This window comes from Allobosea sp. TBD101 (assembly GCF_059817965.1).
In genome coordinates this window covers 2,516,715-2,534,296 of sequence record NZ_CM187543.1, presented here as the reverse complement: position 1 = coordinate 2,534,296, position 17,582 = coordinate 2,516,715, and the positions used below count along the sequence as shown (strand labels likewise).

Below are 17,582 nucleotides of genomic sequence, written 5' to 3'. Positions count from 1 at the left end.
GTCCGCGATGGCGCTGACACTAACGATCGAGAACGAAACCTCGCTGCCCGATGGCGGCCCGCTCAGCGTGACCACCAGCGGCGGGCGCGGCCTCGATATCGGGCGCGACCAGCATCTCGACTGGGCGCTGCCGGACCCGTCGCGCGCCGTCTCCGGTCGCCATTGCGAGATTCGTTTCCGCGACGGCGGCTGGTGGCTGCGCGACATCTCGACCAACGGCACCTTCGTGAATGGCGGCGAGCATCGCGTGCAATCGCCCTACCGACTCCAGAACGGCGACAGGCTGGAGATCGGCCACTACATCATCGCGGTCGCCATCGCCGACGAAGCCGGGCAGGCCTCCGGCGCAGCCGCCCCGCCCCCGCCTTATGCGGCCCAGCCGGAATCACTGTGGGCACCGAGCGAGGACGCCGCCCCGCCGATCGCGCGCCGCGACCTCATGCCACCGAACCACGCCAAGCCGGTCCACGCGGGCTTCATCGACTGGGCCGCCGATATTCCGGCTCCGAGCACCGACCCCGCTCCGCCGCCGGCACGGGACTGGTCGCCGTCTGCCGCGCGGAACGACGAATTCGCCTGGGCGCCCCTCCAGCCGCAGCCCCTTCCGCCGGAGGAGCCGGTCGCACCGATTCCGACCCCGCGCCGTCCGCCGACGAGCAGTCTCGCCAGCGCCAGCCCATGGGACGAGCCCGCCGAAGCTGCGGTTCCGCCCGAGGCACCGGTTGAGCAGGCTCCCGAGCCTGGCTTCATGCCACCGCCCTTCCCGGCCGAGCCCGCGCCGCAACCGAATGCCCCCGCGCCGATCTCGATGGGCGAGTTCATGCAGCGCTTCGCTAAGGGCGCGGGCGTCTCGCCGCAGGCCCTCGCGACGCAGGACCCCGGCGCCTTCGCCGAGCAGCTCGGCGGCCTGATGCGGCTGATCGCCGAAGAGCTGAAGGGCCTGCTCGCCGCCCGCGCCGAGACCAAGCGCATCGCCCGCAGCACCAGCCAGACGATGATCCAGGCGCAGGACAACAACCCGCTGAAATTCTCGCCGACGGTCGACGATGCCCTGCAATTGATCTTCGGCCAGCCGCGCAGCGGCTATCTCGACGCCAAGCGTGCCTTCGACGAGAGCTTCCGCGATCTCAAGGCGCACCAGATCAAGACCTACTCGGCCATGCAGCACGCGCTGAAGATGCTGGTCGAGGACCTCGATCCGCAGGCGATCAACGAGGCGACGGCGCAGGATGGCGGTCTTGGCGGCCTGATCGGCTCGCGCAAGGCCAAGATGTGGGAGGCCTATGTCGCCCGCTGGGACGCCAAGACCGCGCCTTACGAGAACGGCCTTGTCGACGCCTTCATGATCTATTTCGCCGAGTGCTACGACCGCGGCGGGAAGTAGCCACGCTCTCCTCTCAAGGTGTCATCCCGGACAAGCGGCAAAGCCGCGCCGATCCGGGATCCATACCGGAACATTCATCGGAGAGGCTCAGGCATGGATCCCGGGTCTTCGCTTCGCTGCGCCCGGGATGACACCGCTGGATCAGCGCCGGGCAGGCCGGGCTCAGCCCTTCGCCGCGACCGCGGTGATCTCGATGGCATAGCCGGGCGAGGCCAGCTTCGCTTCGACGGTCGCGCGGGCAGGCGAATGCCCCTTTGCGACCCACTTGTCCCAGACCGCGTTCATCTCGCCGATCTTGCTGATATCGGTGAGGAAGATCTGGACGCTGAGGATGCGCTCCTTGCGGCTGCCGGCCTGCGCCAGCGTGTCCTCCAGCAGCGCCAGCACCTCCTCGGTCTGCTCGGTCAGCGAGGCGCCCTCCGTCTTCTCGGCGACATGGCCGGCAAGAAAGATGATGCCGTTGAAGATGGCGGCGTCGCAGTAGCGAGCGGCCAGTCCGATGCGTTCGATGGTCATGGGCTTTGCGTCCTGTCGCGGGAGAAATGGCGCAGCTCGCTTGGCCCGCCAATCCCGCCCGGTCAAGCCGGCGGCAGCGCCAGGATCTCTTGGATGGCGCGCGGCTGGAGCTGGCGCGGCGTGTCGTCCATCGCGACCTTGTAATAGCCGAGGATGCTGAGCTGCTCGTAGGTCGCCCAGATCGAGTCGTCCTCGAAAGCGGCCATCCGCTCCTCGAAATTCAGGATCATGCCGTATTCCATGCCGACGCCGCGCTCGATCGGCGGCGGGGTCGGCTTGCTGCGCTTCTGTGCCTCGGCCGCGGCGAAAGCGGCGAGCGCACCCGGCTGCCAGACCTGCTCATAGGCTGCAACGATATCCGCAGCAGGTTCGCCCTTCCCTGTCAACACCCTCCGGCAGGCATCGGCGAAGGCATCGGTCAGCCCGTTAGCCTCGGCCGCGGAATCGGCCTTGTTGTAGTCGGCCCGCAGCGGCTCGACATAGCCGAAGAGGTTTTCCAGCTGCCGCGCCGCCGGCCCAGACAGGAACAGCCAGGGAAAGGCGCCGTCGATCGAGATCTGGCCGGGCAGGAGATGCGCCGCCTGCTCGCCGTCATCGGCCCGGAAGAACTGGCGCACCGCCGCCGTGCAGCTGACATTCGGCACCGGCAGGATCGGGCGCTTGCGCCGGGCGGGATCACGAATCAGCGCCATGTAGCAAAGCGTCTCGGCGACGCGCCCGTTGCGGGCCAGCCCGTGGTTCTTCGCCCGCCGCTGGTCCGAGGACAGGCGTTGCACCATCTTGTGGCGGAAGCGTTCGATCTTCGCCTCCGCCCTGTCCGGGACCGTCCGCCTGCCCTTCGCCATCATACCCCGCAGCGAGAAAACGATTCAGTCCCAGCGGCTTCCGCCGCTTTCCTGAATCAATCTGCGATCAACCGCCGATGATCACGGTCGGCAGCCCCATCATGATCTTGTTGGGCGGGCCGAGCGCCTCCAGGATCGTATCCCCCATCCGGCAAGCCGGCAGGTTGTTGATCAACACGGTCTGCGAGCCGTCGATCACGACGCCGAGACCGTGTGGCACAGGCGGCGGCACAGGCGTCAGGCAATTGTGGATGTCGGCCCCCCCGGAAGCGCCTGTGATCATCGAGCCCATGCTGGCCGAAACGGCGTTCTTCGTCGCGATCTCGGCCGCCAGGGCCGCAGGCGCGCCGGGCGTCCCAGCGGCAGCCAGCGTCGCCGCTTCCGCCGCCTGAACCGTGGCATCGGCAGCTGCCTTAGCACCCTGAATCGCGGCTGCCGCCGCGGCCGGAACGCCGCGCCAGGCCAGCATGCCGCCGATGATCACGTTCGCGCTGCCCGGTCCGGGCTGGAGCATGCCCGGCAGCGGATGCAGCACCGGGTCCATGACGCGTGCGGCCGGTCCCTTGGGCATGCGGGCCTCCCTGCTCGAACGGACTCGTTCCTCTCAGCACTGCCGCGAAAATCGCTCCCCCGCATCCTTCAAGTCAATGACGGCGGTGCCTGAACGGCGCGCTAGCATTCGTTTGGTGACGCTTGGGGAGGACCCGTATAAGCTCGCCCAGCCTGCCTTCGAGTGAGCGAGACCGGAATGTCGTGGTACAGCAAGGTCGTCTGGTCGGAAGGGCTATTCCTCAGGCCACATCACTTCCAGCAGAGTGATCGCTATCTCGAAAACCTGCTGGAAAGCCGCGTCAGGACCATCACGCCCTATCCATGGGGCTTCTCGGTGCTGGAGATCGACCGCGACCTCGCCCAGCAGAGCCGCATCGGCCTGCGCCGCGCCGTCGGCGTGATGCCGGACGGCACCCCTTTCGCGCTGCCTGACAACAGCCCACTGCCGGCCGCGATCGAGGTGCCCGAGAATGCGGCCGGCCAGATCGTCTGGCTCTCGCTGCCGCTCGCCGCCGCCAATACGCGGGAGGTCGAGGACACGCTGAACGGCTCGGCCAGCCGCTATGTCCCGGCGAACGAGATGCTGATCGATTCCACCGCCTCGCTGCGGACGGAAGAAGAGATCGACGTCGCCCATCCGCGCCTGACGCTGGAGCTGCGCAAGACCTCGAAGGCCGGTTATGTCGGCCTGGCCCTCGGCCGCATCCTCGAAGTGCGCGACCGCGCCATCCTCTTCGACGAGAAATTCGCCCCGCCCGTGCTGGTCTGCTCGGCCTATCCGGTGATCGAGGGCTGGCTCGACCGCGTCATCGGCTGGGTCGACAACAAGCTGGAGGAGCTCGCCCGCTACGCCGCCGATCCGACCGCCGGCGGCGGCCTGCAGAGCGCCGATTATTTCGTGCTCCAGCTCCTCAACCGCAACATCCCGGTGCTCAAGCACATGCGCCGCTCGCGCTTCGTCCATCCCGAGCGGCTGTTCTCGACCTTCCTGGCACTGGCCGGCGAGCTTGCGACTTTCACCACGGCCGAGCGCCGCGCCCGCGACTACCCGGCCTACGATCATGACGATCTGGAGAACTGCTTCGCCCCCGTGGTGCGCGATATCCAGGACTTCCTCTCGGCCAATCTGGGCCGCCGGGCGATCCGGCTGGAGATCGTCGAGCGGGCGCAGAACGCCTTCATGTCGACGATCCGCGACCGCAGCCTCGTGCGCAACGCGACGCTGGTGCTGGAAGTGGCGGCGCGCCGCCCGCTGACCGAGATCCAGGCGCAGTTTCCGCAGCTCTTCAAGATCGGCCCCAACACCAAGATGAACGAGATCGTCCATGCCCATCTGCCGGGCATCAATCTCGTCCACCTGCCGACGCCGCCGCCGCAGATCCGCGCGCTCACGGATCATGTATACTTCTATCTCGACCGCACCTCGCCGCTCTGGCCGGAATTCTCGACGGCGAGTTCGATCGGCATGCATTTTTCCGGTGACTGGCCCGATCTCGAACTCGAGCTCTGGGCCGTTCTGGAGGGCAGGCGATGAGCGATCCGGGTTCGCCCTCAGATCCGTTCGGCCGCTCAGAGCGGACGATCATCAGGCCGAACCCCGGCGGGCGTCGCGCGCCCCTGCCGCCCGCTCCCGCTGCCCCCACACCGGCCGCGCCGCAGGCACCCCAGCCCTACCAGCCGCCGCAGGTGCCCTCGCCCGGCGTGCCCGGCACCGGCGACGAATGGATGTCGCAACCGGCGCCAATCCCGCAGCAGCGGCAGGCCCCGCCGCCTTCGGGCGGCGGCCAGTCCCTGCCGCGCCGCGACCAGCTGCTGACACCGAACGCCAACCCGCTGTTGCGCGCGGCCGCCCCGCTCCTCCTGCTGCTCGGGCGGATGCGCGCCAATCTCTCCAACGCGCCCTTCGCCCAGCTCCTCGGCCAGGTCGGCGAGACGATCGAGGCCTTCGAGCATGAGGTCCGCGCCGCCGGCGTCTCGGCCGAAACCGCGCAGACAGCCAAATACGTCATTGCCGCCACGGCCGACGACATCGTCCAGAACATCCCCGGCGACGACCGCCATGTCTGGACTCAGTACAGCATGCTCTCCCGCTTCTTCGGCGAACGCATCGGCGGCGTCCGCTTCTTCGAGATGCTCGACAAGGCCAAGGCCGATCCATCGGTCAATTACGACCTGCTGGAGCTGATGCATGCCTGCCTGGCGCTGGGCTTCCAGGGCATCCACCGCACGTCCGCTGGTGGCGCCAACAATCTCCAGATGATCCAGCGTAACCTGTTCGAGACCTTGCGCCGGGTGAAGCAGCCCGACCCGGAGCTTTCGCCGCGCTGGCGCGGACAGGCCATCGCGCAGGCGGTCGCCGGCTTCAAGGTGCCGGTCTGGTCGGTGGCCGCGATCGCGGCCGTCGCCCTGCTCGGCGTGTATTTCGTCTTCCGCGCCCTGCTCGCCGGCAATGCCGAGGCGGCCTCCACCGCCCTGCTCTCGGTCCACCCGAAGGGCGAGATCGGCATCATGCGCAAGGTCTTCTCGGCCCCGCCGCCGCCTCCCCCGCCACCGCCGCAGCCGCCCAAGGTCTGCGCCGCCGTGCAGCCGCCGATCGTCTGCCTGGTGACGCCCAATGTCGTCATCGTCCGCCTCGTCGGCATCACCCTGTTCGAGCCCGGACAGGCCGCCGTGCGCGCCGAGTTCCAGCCCCTGATCGAGCGTATCGCAGCCGTGCTGGAGCAGGAGGGTGGCGCCATCAAGGTCGTCGGCCATACCGACAACGTGCCGATCCGTACCGCCCGCTTCCCGTCCAATGTCGAGCTGTCACAGGCTCGCGCCAAGGCGGTCGGCGAAGGGCTGAAGGCCAAGCTCAGCAAGCCGGACCGGATCAGCTTCGAGGGCAAGGGCGCCGACACCCCGATCGCGCCGAACACCACCGCCGACGGCCGCGCCCAGAACCGGCGTGTCGAAATCCTGATCCAGCGCCAGAACTAGGAGGGCGAAGCTATGAACCTCGCCACCTGGCTCCGCATCTTCGCGATCCTGATCGGCGCGCTCGCGCTCGCCGCGCTGATCTGGTTCGGCGGTCCCTTCGTCGCCTTCGGCGAGGTCCGGCCGTTCGAATCCTTCTGGGTGCGCCTGCCAATAGCCGTGCTGCTCCTGCTGGGCGCGCTCGCCTGGATCGCCGCCATCGTGATCCGCCGCCGCAAGGCCACCGCCGCGCTGACCGAGGCGCTGGAAAAGGAAGAATCGACCGGCGACGGCGCCGCCCTCTCCAGCGCGATGAAGGATGCGCTGGCAACCCTGAAGAGCGCGCGCGGCAAAGGCGGCGACTATCTCTACGACCTGCCCTGGTACGTCATCATCGGCCCGCCCGGCGCCGGCAAGACGACCGCGCTCGTCAATTCCGGCCTGAAATTCCCGCTGGCGCGCGGCGCGACGCCGGCCGCCGTCGCCGGCTCGGGCGGCACCCGTTATTGCGACTGGTGGTTCGCCGAGGACGCGGTGCTGATCGACACCGCCGGCCGCTATACCACGCAGGACACCGACACCAAGGCGGAGAAGTCGAGCTGGCTCGCCTTCCTCGACCTGCTCAAGACCAATCGCCCGCGCCAGCCGATCAACGGCGTGCTCGTCGCGATCAGCGTCGAGGACCTGCTGACCTCCTCGCCCGAGGAGATCGCCGCCCATGCCGACGCGATCCGCGCCCGCCTGCTCGAACTGCACGAGCGGCTGAAGGTCGATTTCCCGGTCTATGCCGTCTTCACCAAGGCCGATCTGATCGCCGGCTTCAACGAGTTCTTCGGCCAGTTGACCGAGCCGCAGCGGCGCATGGTCTGGGGCCATACCTTCCAGACCGCCGACAAGACCCGCAACATGATCGGCGACGTGCCGCCGGAATATGACGCGCTGATCGAGCGGCTGAACGAGCGCCTGCCCGACCGCCTGCAGGACGAGCACAACCCGACGGCGCGCGCCCAGATCTTCGGGTTCCCCAGCCAGATGGCGACGTTGAAGCGCGGGATCGTCGATTTCCTGACCCGCGTCTTCGAACCGACGCGCTACCACGCCAATGCTACCCTGCGCGGCTTCTACTTCACCTCGGGCACGCAGGAGGGAACGCCGATCGATCAGTTGATCGGCGCGCTCTCGCGCAATTTCGGCTCGGACCATGCCGGTGCGGCCTCCTTCTCCGGCAAGGGCAAGAGCTATTTCCTGACCGAGCTGATCCAGAAGGTCGTGATCGGCGAATCCGGCTGGGTCTCGACCGATCTCGGCGCCGCGCGGCGCACGACCGCTTTGCGCATCGCCGGCTTCGCCACCGTCGCGCTGCTCTCACTCGCCGCGCTCGGCCTGTGGTGGACGAGTTTTTCGCGCAACAGCGACCTGATCACCGCGACCAATTACGGGCTCTCGGATTATCGCAGCGCCGCCGCGCCCGTGTTGCAGGAAACCACGATCTCGGACCGCAATTTCAGCCGCGTCCTGCCGCTGCTGCACAAGCTGCGGAACATGCCGGCGGGCTACGCGACGAAGAACGAGCCGACGCCGACCCTCGCGACCTTCGGGCTCAGCCAGCGCGACCGCCTGCAGAACGCGACCGAGATCACCTATCAGCAGGCGCTGGAGCGGATGCTGCGCTCGCGCATCATCTTCCGGCTGGAGGAGCAGCTCGAGGCCAACGCCAACAATCCCGGCTTCGTCTACGAGGCGCTCAAGGTCTACATGATGGTCGGCGGCCAGGCCAAGCTGGACCACGAGCTTGTGACGTCCTGGATGCGGCTCGACTGGGCCGAGAACCTCTTCCCCGGCCCGGCCAATGCCAAGGGCCGCGAAGCGTTGGAAGAACACCTCGCCGCCATGCTCGACCTCGATGACGGCACCGGAGAGCCGATCGTCAAGCTCAACCAGTCGCTGATCGAGCAGAGCCAGCGGACGCTGCGCCGCCTCAGCATCGCCGAGCGCGCCTATGAGCTCCTGCGCACGCAATCCCGCAGCGAGAGCCAGAAGGACTGGGTGGTATCGCAGCGCGGCGGCTCCGATGTCCGCCTCGTCTTCGAAGGCGTCACCGGCGAGGATCTCGACCAGATCCGCGTACCCTATTTCTACACCTATGACGGCTTCCAGAACGCCTTCATCGCCAAACTCGGCGATATCGGCGACCAGATCGAGCGCGAGCGTTGGGTGCTGGGCGAAAATCTCGACCAGCAGGCGATCACCGCCCAATACGCCACGCTCTTCCCCGACCTGATGAAGCTCTACAGCCGCGACTATGCCGCGAGCTGGCAGCGCATGCTGAAGCGCCTGAAGCTGCGGCCGCTCAATGCCGACAAGCCGCGCTATGTCGCGCTCAGCGCCATCTCGGCCGCGACCTCCCCCTTCAAGCAGGTCCTGGAATCGCTCCGCGACGAGACACAGCTCACCAAGGAACGTCCCGACGCCAAGAAGGCCGTCGCCCAGGCCGCGGCGCAAACCGCCGCCGACACGCTCGCCCGGCGCGCCAGCAATGCGCTGAGCCGCCTCGGCACCAATCTTCCGCTGGCGGCGCCCGGCGTCGACCGCGTGCTGGCCGGCGGCGGTGCCGATACTGCGCTCGGCGCCGATATCGAATCCCAGTTCAAGCCCTTCCATGTCCTCGTCGACGGCGATCTCGGCCGCCGGCCGGTCGACCAGCTTCTCCAGACCTTCTCGGAGATCAATCAGAACCTCGCGACAGCCGCGACCAACCCGGCCCAGTCGGCGGCGGCGAATGCCGCGCTCGTGCCGCTGATCGCGACCTTGCGCGCCAATTCCTCGCGCTATCCCGCGCCCTTCGACGGCATGGTCATCCAGGCGGTCAATGATTTCGAGGGCGATGCCACCGGCGCGACCGTCGCCCTGCTGCGGCAGGCCTTGGCCGAGCAGGTCACCCGCGTCTGCACCGAGGTGATGAACAACCGCTATCCCTTCACCAAGGCGAGCACCCGCGACGTGCCGCTCGCCGATTTCGCCCGGCTCTTCGCGCCCGGCCAGATCATGGACAAGTTCTACAAGGAGCGGCTGGAACCCTTCGTCGACACCTCCAAGCCGCAATGGAACTGGCGCGTCGACAGCCGGGTGGCGCGCGCGCTGTCGCCGACGACCTTGCGCGAATTCCAGCGCGCCAACGAGATCAAGGAAGCCTTCTTCCCGACCGGCGGCAACCTGCCTTCCTTCCAGATGGTGGTGACCCCGACCGCCCTCTCGGCCGATGCCGCCAATGCCAAGCTCGAGATCAACGGCTTCACCGTGACGAGCCAGCAGGGCGTCAACACGCCGACCCCGGTGATGTGGCCGGGCGGCGGCGTCGGCAAGACGGCGGTGACGCTGACGCTCGGCGGTGGAGGCGGCAACGCTTCCGGCGGCATGTTCAGCGGCGGCTTCTTCTCCTCCGGCCAGCAGGGCGGCGGCGCGCAGGGCGAGGCCAAGCTCTTCGAGAAAGAGGGTACCTGGTCCTTCTTCCGCCTGCTCGATGCCGGCTCGGTGCTGAAGCAGGGCGACAATGTCGGCTTCAACCTGAATGCCGGCGGCCGGCAGGTCGGTTATTCCTTCGGCGTCGGTTCGCTCAAGAACCCGCTGATCCTGCCGGCGCTGCGGGAAATCCGCTGCCCGACCGGGATCTGAGCCTTGAGCTGCGGCCTCTTCGGCAAGCTGCCGGCCAAGCGCGACTTCATCGCGCTGAACGCCCCCTCCGGCTTCCTCGGAACTTATGAGAAATGGCTGCAGGGCGGCCTGACCGCGAGCCGGCTCGAGCTCGGCAATCGCTGGCAGGAGGCTTATCTCAACGCCCCGATCTGGCGCTTCTGGCTGGGCGGCGCCCATGGCGGACAGACGGTGGCGGGCGCCTTCATGCCCTCCGTCGACGGCGTCGGCCGCTATTTCCCGCTGACGGTCTTCGCCGCCGCCAGCCCGGGCGCTGCGATCCCGCCACCGGAACTCGACCCGCAGGACCGATGGTTCGAGGCGATCGAGGATTTCCTGCTTCAGGCGCTGGAACCCCAAGTGAGCTACGAGGCCGTGGCGCAGCGTCTGGCCGCCCTGCCCATCCCCAACGACCACCATCTCGCCGCCCCACCGCAGGACATGGTTCGCCTCGCCGACGGCTCCATCGTCAGCGCCGCGATCGCCTCCGGCTTCCCGGAGCGCCTCGCGGCCCTGCGTGTCGAGGACCATGCCCGCGCCTATGCCCATGCGTGTTATCTTTGGACTGTCGGCGGCCCGAATTTCGAGCCGCTGGCCCTGACAGGCCACGCCTTGCCCGATCCCTATCTCTTCGCCGGCCTGCTCACCGGCCGCTTCGACGGCCATCTCGCGCCCGAGCGCGCCGGATCATGAGGGCGATGCCATGAACGACGCCCCCCACCGGAACCCGGATTTCGAGACCGGCTGCATCAGCCATACCGGCAAGGTCCGCACGGCCAATGAGGACAATTTCATCCTGCGGCCGGAGATCGGCCTCTGGGCGGTCGCCGACGGCATGGGCGGGCACGAGAACGGCGCGCTCGCCAGCGCGACCGTCGTCGCGGCGCTGGAGGCGGTCGGCGCCGCCGGCTCCGCGCCAGACCTGCTCGCCATGCTCGAAGCCGGCGTGCTCAAGGCCAATGACGACTTACGCGCCGAGATCGACAAGCGCGGCGCGACCATGGGCGCGACATTGGTCTGCCTGCTGATCCACCAGCGCCATTTCGCCTGCCTCTGGTCGGGCGATAGCCGCATCTACCTGATCCGCAGCGGCATCATCGCGCAGGTCTCGCGCGATCATACTGAGGTCCAGGACATGGTCGATCGCGGCCTGCTCACCGCCGATGAGGCGAAGCGCTCGCCGCGCCGGCACATCATCACCCATGCGATCGGCGTGCATGAGACACCCGAGCTCGACCTTGAAAACGGCGAGATCGCCGATGGTGACACCTTCCTGCTCTGCTCGGACGGGCTGACCGAACATGTCACTGACGCCGAGATTCTGGCGGCCGTCGAGGCCGGCGGCGCGCAGGCCGCCTGCGACACGCTGCTCGCCCTGACGCTGGAGCGCGGCGCGCGCGACAACGTCACCGTCGTCATCGTGCGCTATCGACAGGGCACGAGCGAAAGGACACGCTGGATGCCGAACCGATCGATGCGAGGGAGCCCAACGTCATGAGCGACGACTCCGAGCGCACCGTCTTCGCACCCCGCGCCAATGCCCGCATCGGCACGAAGCTCAACGGCATCTACGAGATCGAGAGCCTGATCGCGGTCGGTGGCATGGGCGAGGTTTACAAGGGCCGCGCCATCCAGACCGGCGATGCCGTGGCGATCAAGATGATCCGCCCCGACATGGCCCGCGACGACGCCGTCCTCGCCCTCTTCCGGCGCGAGGCGGCGGCCCTGCACAACCTCTATAACGAGGCCATCGTCCGCTACTACGTCTTCGCCATCGACCCGGTGAGCGAGACGCCCTATCTCGCGATGGAATTCGTCGACGGCCAGCCGCTTTCCGAGCGCATCCAGCAGGGGCCGCTCAGCGTCGAGGAAGCCGACATCCTGCGCCAGCGCGTCGGACCCGGCCTGCATGCCGCGCACCGTCTCGGCATCATCCATCGCGACATCTCGCCCGACAACATCATCCTGCCGGGTGGTGATCCCTCCCGCGCCAAGATCATCGATTTCGGCATCGCCCGTTCCAGCATCCTTGGCGAAGGCACGGTGATCGGCTCCGGCTTCGCCGGGAAATACAATTATGTCTCGCCCGAGCAGCTCGGCCTCTATGGCGGCGAGGTCTCCGGCCGCTCGGACATGTATTCCTTCGCGCTGGTGCTGGCGCAGGCGCTGACCGGGCGCGCCATCGACATGGGCGGCAGCCAGGTCGACATCATCGACAAGCGCCGCCGCCTGCCCGATCTCTCGGGCGTCGACGCACGCATCCGGCCCCTGCTCGCGCGCATGCTCGCGCCCGACCCGAAGGATCGCCCGACAGATATGGCCGAGGTCGCCAACTGGCAGGCCCCCACCCCAGGTAAGAAGGCCGCCGCCAAGGCGCCGAGCGGCAAGGCCGCTCCTGAAAAATCCGGGCGCTCCCCCCTGCCGCTCGTCGCCGGCATTGCCGCGCTCGCACTGCTGGCTGGCGGCGGCTTCTACGCCTGGACGATGATGGGCGGCGGGCAGCCGGCGCGGGTCGCGAGCAACGATCCCCCGCCGCTCTCGGAACAGCCTTCAGCCGGCACGCCGGCTGCAACGCTGAACGCACCACCTGCCCTGACCGAAGCGCCTGCCGCGAAAGCTCCGCCGGCAAGCGCCCCCCCGGCGCTGACCGAGGCACCGGCGCAGTCATCGCCCCCCGCGACGCCGGCTCCCACGGCCGAGAAGCCTCCGGCGCCATCGAGCCCACCCGCGCCGCCTCCGGTATCACAGCCTCCGGCCGCGCCCCCGCCGGCCACGCAGCCGCAGACCGGGCAGCAGCAGCCCTCACGGCCGCAGCGCCCCCCATCGGGCTCGCAGGTTGCCGTGAACACCGAGCCGCCACAGCAGCAAGCCCCCGCGCGTCCGCCCGCTGCCGAGCCCGTCAAGCCGCCCCCGGCCGTCGAGGTGAAGCCACCGGAGCCGCCGCCCGTCGCCGTCGTCATTCCGACGCCACCCTTAAGCCCGAGCGTCTCGCCGCCGCAGGTCGCCGCCATGGTGCAGGAGCCCGAGCCGCGCACGCCGGCCGAGCGCATCGAGCGCTATGTCCGCGACTACGATGGCGGTTCCTGCTTCTTCCTCTGGCCGCTCGAGATCGGCGACCGCAAGGCGACGCTGGAAGGCTTCGGCAGCTCGTCCGCACCTTTCATCGCGTTCGACAGCGCGTTCAAGGCGGCGCAGGGCTTCGAGGCGCAGATCCATCTGCGGCCCATGACCGAGGCGCAATGCCCGATGGTCGATTTCCTGCGTCGGCCCGGCATCGGCATCGACCGCAGCCCGCGCGTCCAGATCGGTGCCTTCAACATGAAGAGCGGCGACATCCTCAACGGCTCGGTCGAGGCCGGCGGTGGCCAGAATCTCGATGTCGTGCTGATCGGCGACGATGGTCTCGTCTACAATCTCGCGAGCTTCATGAAGCGCGAGGGCGGCAAGGTGACCTTCAACCTCAAGCTCGAATCGACCGGCGGCGCCGCCCGCCCGCAGACCGTGCTCGCGCTCGTCACCAGGGAGGCCCTGCCGGCGCTGTCCGGCCCCAATCCTTCACCCGCGAGCGAGTTCTTCGCCAATCTGAAGCTCGATCTCGCCCGCCAGAGCGGCAAGCTGGGCCTGGGGATCAAGTATTTCCGGATCGAGTGAGGCGCCGGCCGGCGCTATCGGACCTGACTGCAGCTGCTTGCAGCGCTACCTTTGTCATTCCGGGGCTTCGCGAGAGCGAAGAACCCGGAACCCACGACTGGGTGAGCCGTCCAAAGCCGGGATAAGAGGCCCAGCCCAGTCGTGGGTTCCGGGTTCGCGCCTGCGGCGCGCCCCGGAATGACAAGGGTGGAGGGCGGTCTCGAACAATCCGATCAATCCTCGCGATAGAGCACGCCCCACTCGTCCTGCCAGACGCCGGCCTTGTCCTCGACCACGATCGGCGCCCTGATCTCGTTGGCGAGGCGGATCGCGGTGCGGAAGGCCTCCTTCGCGGCCAGCTCGTCGCTGATGAAATCATTGACCAGATGCCCGCCCGCCAGATCGGCCGGGCAGAGCACATGCCCGAAGGCCTCTCCGCCGCGCTGCGACAGCCTGAGCGTGATCGCATCGGTCGGTGGCTCGTCGACCTGCTCGAAACGGTTGGCCGGCATGGCTTTCTCCTTTCGGTGCTCTCACGGAGCGGATAACCGCGTGCAGCGGCGGAACGTCACTTCTTCGGTTGTGGCCGGGCGATGCCGGGCCCCTGCCCCGGCCTGACCGCGCTGTAGCGGTCGAGCCTGACCTTGATCATCTCGTTGAACTTCTTGTGGACCTCGGAGACCGTGAGCACCTTGGTCTCGCCGCCGGCATCGGCATAGAAGATCGGCCGGTTGGCCTGGGCCGGCTTGGGCAAAAGCTCGGCCGCCTTGACGCCGGGCTGCTCCTCCATGGTCTCGATGAAGGTCTGTGCCGCATCGGGCCCGAGGAAGTGGATCAGGTAAATCTCGCCGCCGGTGAGATGGCGCCCCAGCGCCCGCTCCAGCCGAAGCGTGTCGCGCTTCAGCATCTCGGCCGCCAGCAGCGCCGAGATATAGGGCTCGCGCCGCATGTCGAGGATGCGCTGGCGCTGGGCGGCGTCGCTCACGACGAATTGTCGGCCCGACTTGCCGATCAGCTTCGCGTCGGCGGCGAGCCCGTGCTTCGCACCGAATTCGTAGATCACGCCGAGCCAGGTCTGCTCGATGAACTGGTAGAGACCTGTCGCCGAGGAGGTCTGCGCCTTCACCGCCGTCGAGAACGAGGATTCCTTGTCGGCGACGGCCATCAGCAGGGTCGGGTCGGCACCGACGACCTTGCTGGCCCGCACGATGGTGTCGACGAGGTGGCGGCGGATCTTGATCGGCCCGAAAGTCAGGATCTGGTCGGGATCGCCGCTGGAGATCTGCGGCGGGGGCTGCGGTGCGCCGCTGGGCGAAACCGGTCCCGGCGGCGGCCCGCTTTGCATCTTCGGCGGCACCAGCAGGATGTTGGATGGCAGCTGCAACTGGTTGACCGGCACCTGCTGGGTCGGCGCCTCGTCCTGCGGCTTGATCGCCGCGAGCGAAGGATCGTTGTCGAGGGCGAACTGCGCCGCCTGCCGCGCGCCCTCCAGGTCCTGCTCGACCGAGGACAGGATCAGCGAAGGCCGGGCCGGCGCATCCTTCAGCGCCGGAGCTTCGACGGCCGCGATCTCGATCCCGCGCTCCGGCTCCGGCCGCTCCTGCTGCTGGAGCCGGGCATAGGCCAGGCCGAGCACGGCGGCTGCCACGCAGGCGACGCCGGCAGCGACGGCCGCGATCGCCTTGCGGCCGGAGGAAGCCCTCTTCGGTCGGGCATCCGGAGTATCAGCCGTTTCCGCAGGCTTCGCGGATGAGGTTCGCGAAACCTGCGGAGGAGCGACCGCCGGTGGTGCCGCTGCGGCGGCAACCGCCTTTGCCGGAGCCGATCGCGACGGCTCCGGCACGGGCTGTCGCACAGGAGCGGGAGCGACCGGAGCCGGTGGAGGGCGCGGAGGCGGCGGGCTCGCAACCACCGGTGCCGCAACCGCTTCCGGCTTTCCCGTCACCAAATTCCGCAGCTTCTCCAGCCAACCAGCATCGCCCCGCCCGGCAAGCGTCGTGAGGTCGTCGACGAGGCGTTGCGCCGTCATTTGCGGCACGTCAGAATCGCGCGCGATCATGCCAGCAGCGGCCTTGCCCGACTGCTCTGACATCGTCTTCAGCGCGTAGAACCAGAGCTGCAACGGTGTGCGCCGGCTTTCCAACGGCGTCCCCGCCGCCGGATGGATCATGTAGTGGCAATGCTGGCAGGCGAAGCCGCGCAGCTTCGGGCGCGGCTCGAACTGCGCCGGCCGGCCGCAGGCGGGGCAGCTCATGCTCGTCCCGCCATGGCGCAGGCGCATCAGCGCGGCGAGGCATGCCTCCTCCGGAAACAGCGCCTGGAACTGCCGGAAGCGCTCGCTCATTCCGCTGGCCCGCGCTCCATCGCCCCCTGCCGCAAGGTTACCCCTCGGAGGGGCGCTTCACAATCGTCACGCCCGCAACAGCCCGAGCCGCGCGACATCCTTCAGATGCATCGCCACCTCCTCCGCCGTCGCCCGCTCCGGCAGGCCGGAGAGGTTGATGCCGGAGTTCCGGGCCTCGTCGAGGAAGGCGTTCATGGCGTCCAGCAGCATGCGCTGGTCGCGCGAGCCGTCGAGCAGGCTGACGAACTTGCGCACGACGACACCGTCGAGCTGGACGGTGCGGTGGCGCAGATCGGTGACTTCGGCGGAGGTCGAGGCCTGCCAGCGCGCGATCTCGCTGGCGGCCGGCTTCTCGCTGATCGCCGTCGTCAATGGCGGCGCTTCCAGCCTGATGTCGAGCAGGCCCGCCTTGAAGATCGCGATCAGGGCCTCGTCGAGCCGGGCAATCTCATGCGCGCGGTCCGGCCCCAGTTCGCCGGCCACGTCGCGGCAGGAACGTTCGACCAGCGCGTCCCAGGTGATGCTCGCCGGCCAGATCGCGCTGAGAATCCCCAACGCTGCCTTGCACAGCGGCAAATCGACCGCGAGCTGCACGCCCTCGTCGAAACTGAAGCGCTGGACGCCGGGCTTCTCATCGTCCTTGGCCGGCGCCTGCCGCGCATTGGCGGCCAGGTGATAGGGCCTGAGCGAGCCCGGACGGACGCCGCGCCTGAGCGGAATATCCGCCCGGCACAGCAGTGTCTCGCGAAAGGCCCGGCCGATCAGCAGGTCGAGCGTCTGCTCGCGCAGGGCCATCTGCTCCAGCGGCATCTTGTCGAGCATCTGCTGGGCCGGCCCCTTGGCGGCACCGTAGAGGTTCGGGAACGAGGCTTCCGACAGGAACTGCAGCCCGTTCCGCTCGGCGACCGTGAGCACCTCGTGCAGCGCGAAGGCGCGCGCGCCGGGATTGAGATCGTCGTGGTAGAGGACGTTGTCGGGCAGCTCGTCGATCTGCTTCAGGCGCTGCCGCAATGCCGCGCCATGGAAGCTGTCGGGATCGCTGGCCTCGGCGATCTCCTTCAGGGCGGCGCGGGCGACCCGGACCCGCTCGCGCGGGTCCTCGATATCCTTGACCGCGAAGAGCATGACGTCGCGCGCAAGATCGCGCAGCCGGCAACCGGGCAATGCGTTGTAGCTGACATAGGCGACGCCCTGCGGCGCCAGCAATTGCCCGAACAGCGCGATGATCCGCTCGCGCACCATATCCGGCACCCAGGAATAGACACCGTGGACGATGATGTAGTCGAAGCTTCCGATCTCCTCGCCGACCGCGAGGATGTCGCGCTGCTCGAAGGCGAGATTGGTCAGGCCGAGCTCCGCGGCATTGACGCTGGCCTGCCGGATCGAGTCGCCGCTGAGATCGATGCCGAGGAAGCGGCTGCCGGGATATTGCGCCGCCATCGGGATCAGGTTGCCGCCGCGCCCGCAGCCCAGTTCCAGCACGCGCATAGCACTCGGCAGGGCCGGGTTCATGCCGTGGAAATGGGCGATGGTCGCCAGCCGCGAGGGATGGGTCTGCGAGAAGGAATGGCCGGGATAGGCCACCGCATCATAGGGATTGATGGCTGGATCGCTCGTCATCGCCGCCCCCGCCCGGCTCCGTCCCCGGCATTCCAGCCGAAGCACCGCC

13 protein-coding genes are annotated in these 17,582 nt (G+C 68.3%); 7 read left to right on the top strand and 6 right to left on the bottom strand.

Features of this window, described 5'->3' with window-relative positions; all coding sequences use genetic code 11:
• The first annotated feature begins 7 nt into the window (after positions 1–7).
• Positions 8–1,384, top strand: coding sequence for a type VI secretion system-associated FHA domain protein TagH (gene tagH, locus AC6RIC_RS12365; RefSeq protein ID WP_454656567.1), 1,377 nt, complete (start codon positions 8–10; stop codon positions 1,382–1,384).
• Between the two features lie 162 nt (positions 1,385–1,546).
• Here the strand turns inward: tagH and AC6RIC_RS12360 are convergent, their stop codons facing one another.
• The 3 genes from AC6RIC_RS12360 to AC6RIC_RS12350 form a co-directional block, all read right to left on the bottom strand.
• Positions 1,547–1,900, bottom strand: a complete 354-nt coding sequence (locus tag AC6RIC_RS12360; RefSeq protein WP_336812475.1) for a RidA family protein — start codon at positions 1,898–1,900, stop codon at positions 1,547–1,549.
• A gap of 62 nt (positions 1,901–1,962) precedes the next feature.
• On the bottom strand, positions 1,963–2,745 hold the full coding sequence (locus AC6RIC_RS12355; RefSeq protein ID WP_499736379.1) for a hypothetical protein: 783 nt from the start codon (positions 2,743–2,745) through the stop codon (positions 1,963–1,965).
• A gap of 67 nt (positions 2,746–2,812) precedes the next feature.
• Positions 2,813–3,316, bottom strand: coding sequence for a PAAR domain-containing protein (locus AC6RIC_RS12350; protein WP_499736378.1), 504 nt, complete (start codon positions 3,314–3,316; stop codon positions 2,813–2,815).
• A 177-nt stretch (positions 3,317–3,493) separates the two neighbouring features.
• Between AC6RIC_RS12350 and tssK the strand changes: the two genes are divergently transcribed.
• The 6 genes from tssK to AC6RIC_RS12320 are packed head-to-tail and all read left to right on the top strand — an operon-like array spanning position 3,494 to position 13,590.
• Positions 3,494–4,831, top strand: a complete 1,338-nt coding sequence (gene tssK / locus AC6RIC_RS12345) for a type VI secretion system baseplate subunit TssK (RefSeq protein ID WP_499736377.1) — start codon at positions 3,494–3,496, stop codon at positions 4,829–4,831.
• Positions 4,828–6,273, top strand: coding sequence for a type VI secretion system protein TssL, long form (gene tssL, locus AC6RIC_RS12340; RefSeq protein WP_499736376.1), 1,446 nt, complete (start codon positions 4,828–4,830; stop codon positions 6,271–6,273). The genes tssK and tssL overlap by 4 nt, the downstream gene beginning before the upstream one ends.
• A gap of 12 nt (positions 6,274–6,285) precedes the next feature.
• The gene (gene tssM, locus AC6RIC_RS12335; protein WP_499736375.1) at positions 6,286–9,921 is read left to right on the top strand and encodes a type VI secretion system membrane subunit TssM; all 3,636 of its coding nucleotides are present in this window, start codon (positions 6,286–6,288) and stop codon (positions 9,919–9,921) included.
• Positions 9,922–9,924: 3 nt separating this feature from the next.
• Complete coding sequence (gene tagF, locus AC6RIC_RS12330) at positions 9,925–10,632, top strand: type VI secretion system-associated protein TagF (protein ID WP_499736374.1); 708 nt, start codon at positions 9,925–9,927, stop codon at positions 10,630–10,632.
• Between the two features lie 10 nt (positions 10,633–10,642).
• Positions 10,643–11,437 carry a PP2C family protein-serine/threonine phosphatase gene (locus AC6RIC_RS12325; protein WP_499736373.1) on the top strand — a complete coding sequence of 265 codons (795 nt, stop codon included), beginning with the start codon at positions 10,643–10,645 and terminating at the stop codon, positions 11,435–11,437.
• Complete coding sequence (locus tag AC6RIC_RS12320) at positions 11,434–13,590, top strand: serine/threonine-protein kinase (RefSeq protein WP_499736372.1); 2,157 nt, start codon at positions 11,434–11,436, stop codon at positions 13,588–13,590. The genes AC6RIC_RS12325 and AC6RIC_RS12320 overlap by 4 nt, the downstream gene beginning before the upstream one ends.
• Positions 13,591–13,802: 212 nt before the next feature.
• Here the strand turns inward: AC6RIC_RS12320 and AC6RIC_RS12315 are convergent, their stop codons facing one another.
• From AC6RIC_RS12315 to AC6RIC_RS12305, 3 genes are all read right to left on the bottom strand, one after another.
• A complete protein-coding gene (locus AC6RIC_RS12315; protein ID WP_499736371.1) occupies positions 13,803–14,081 on the bottom strand; it encodes a hypothetical protein in 279 nt (92 codons plus the stop codon).
• 56 nt (positions 14,082–14,137) lie between these two features.
• Positions 14,138–15,913: a transglycosylase SLT domain-containing protein gene (locus tag AC6RIC_RS12310; RefSeq protein ID WP_499736370.1), complete on the bottom strand. Its 1,776-nt coding sequence runs from the start codon at positions 15,911–15,913 to the stop codon at positions 14,138–14,140.
• A gap of 66 nt (positions 15,914–15,979) precedes the next feature.
• Entirely contained in the window at positions 15,980–17,533 is a 1,554-nt protein-coding gene (locus tag AC6RIC_RS12305; RefSeq protein WP_499736369.1) for a methyltransferase regulatory domain-containing protein, read from the bottom strand.
• Positions 17,534–17,582: the final 49 nt, after the last annotated feature.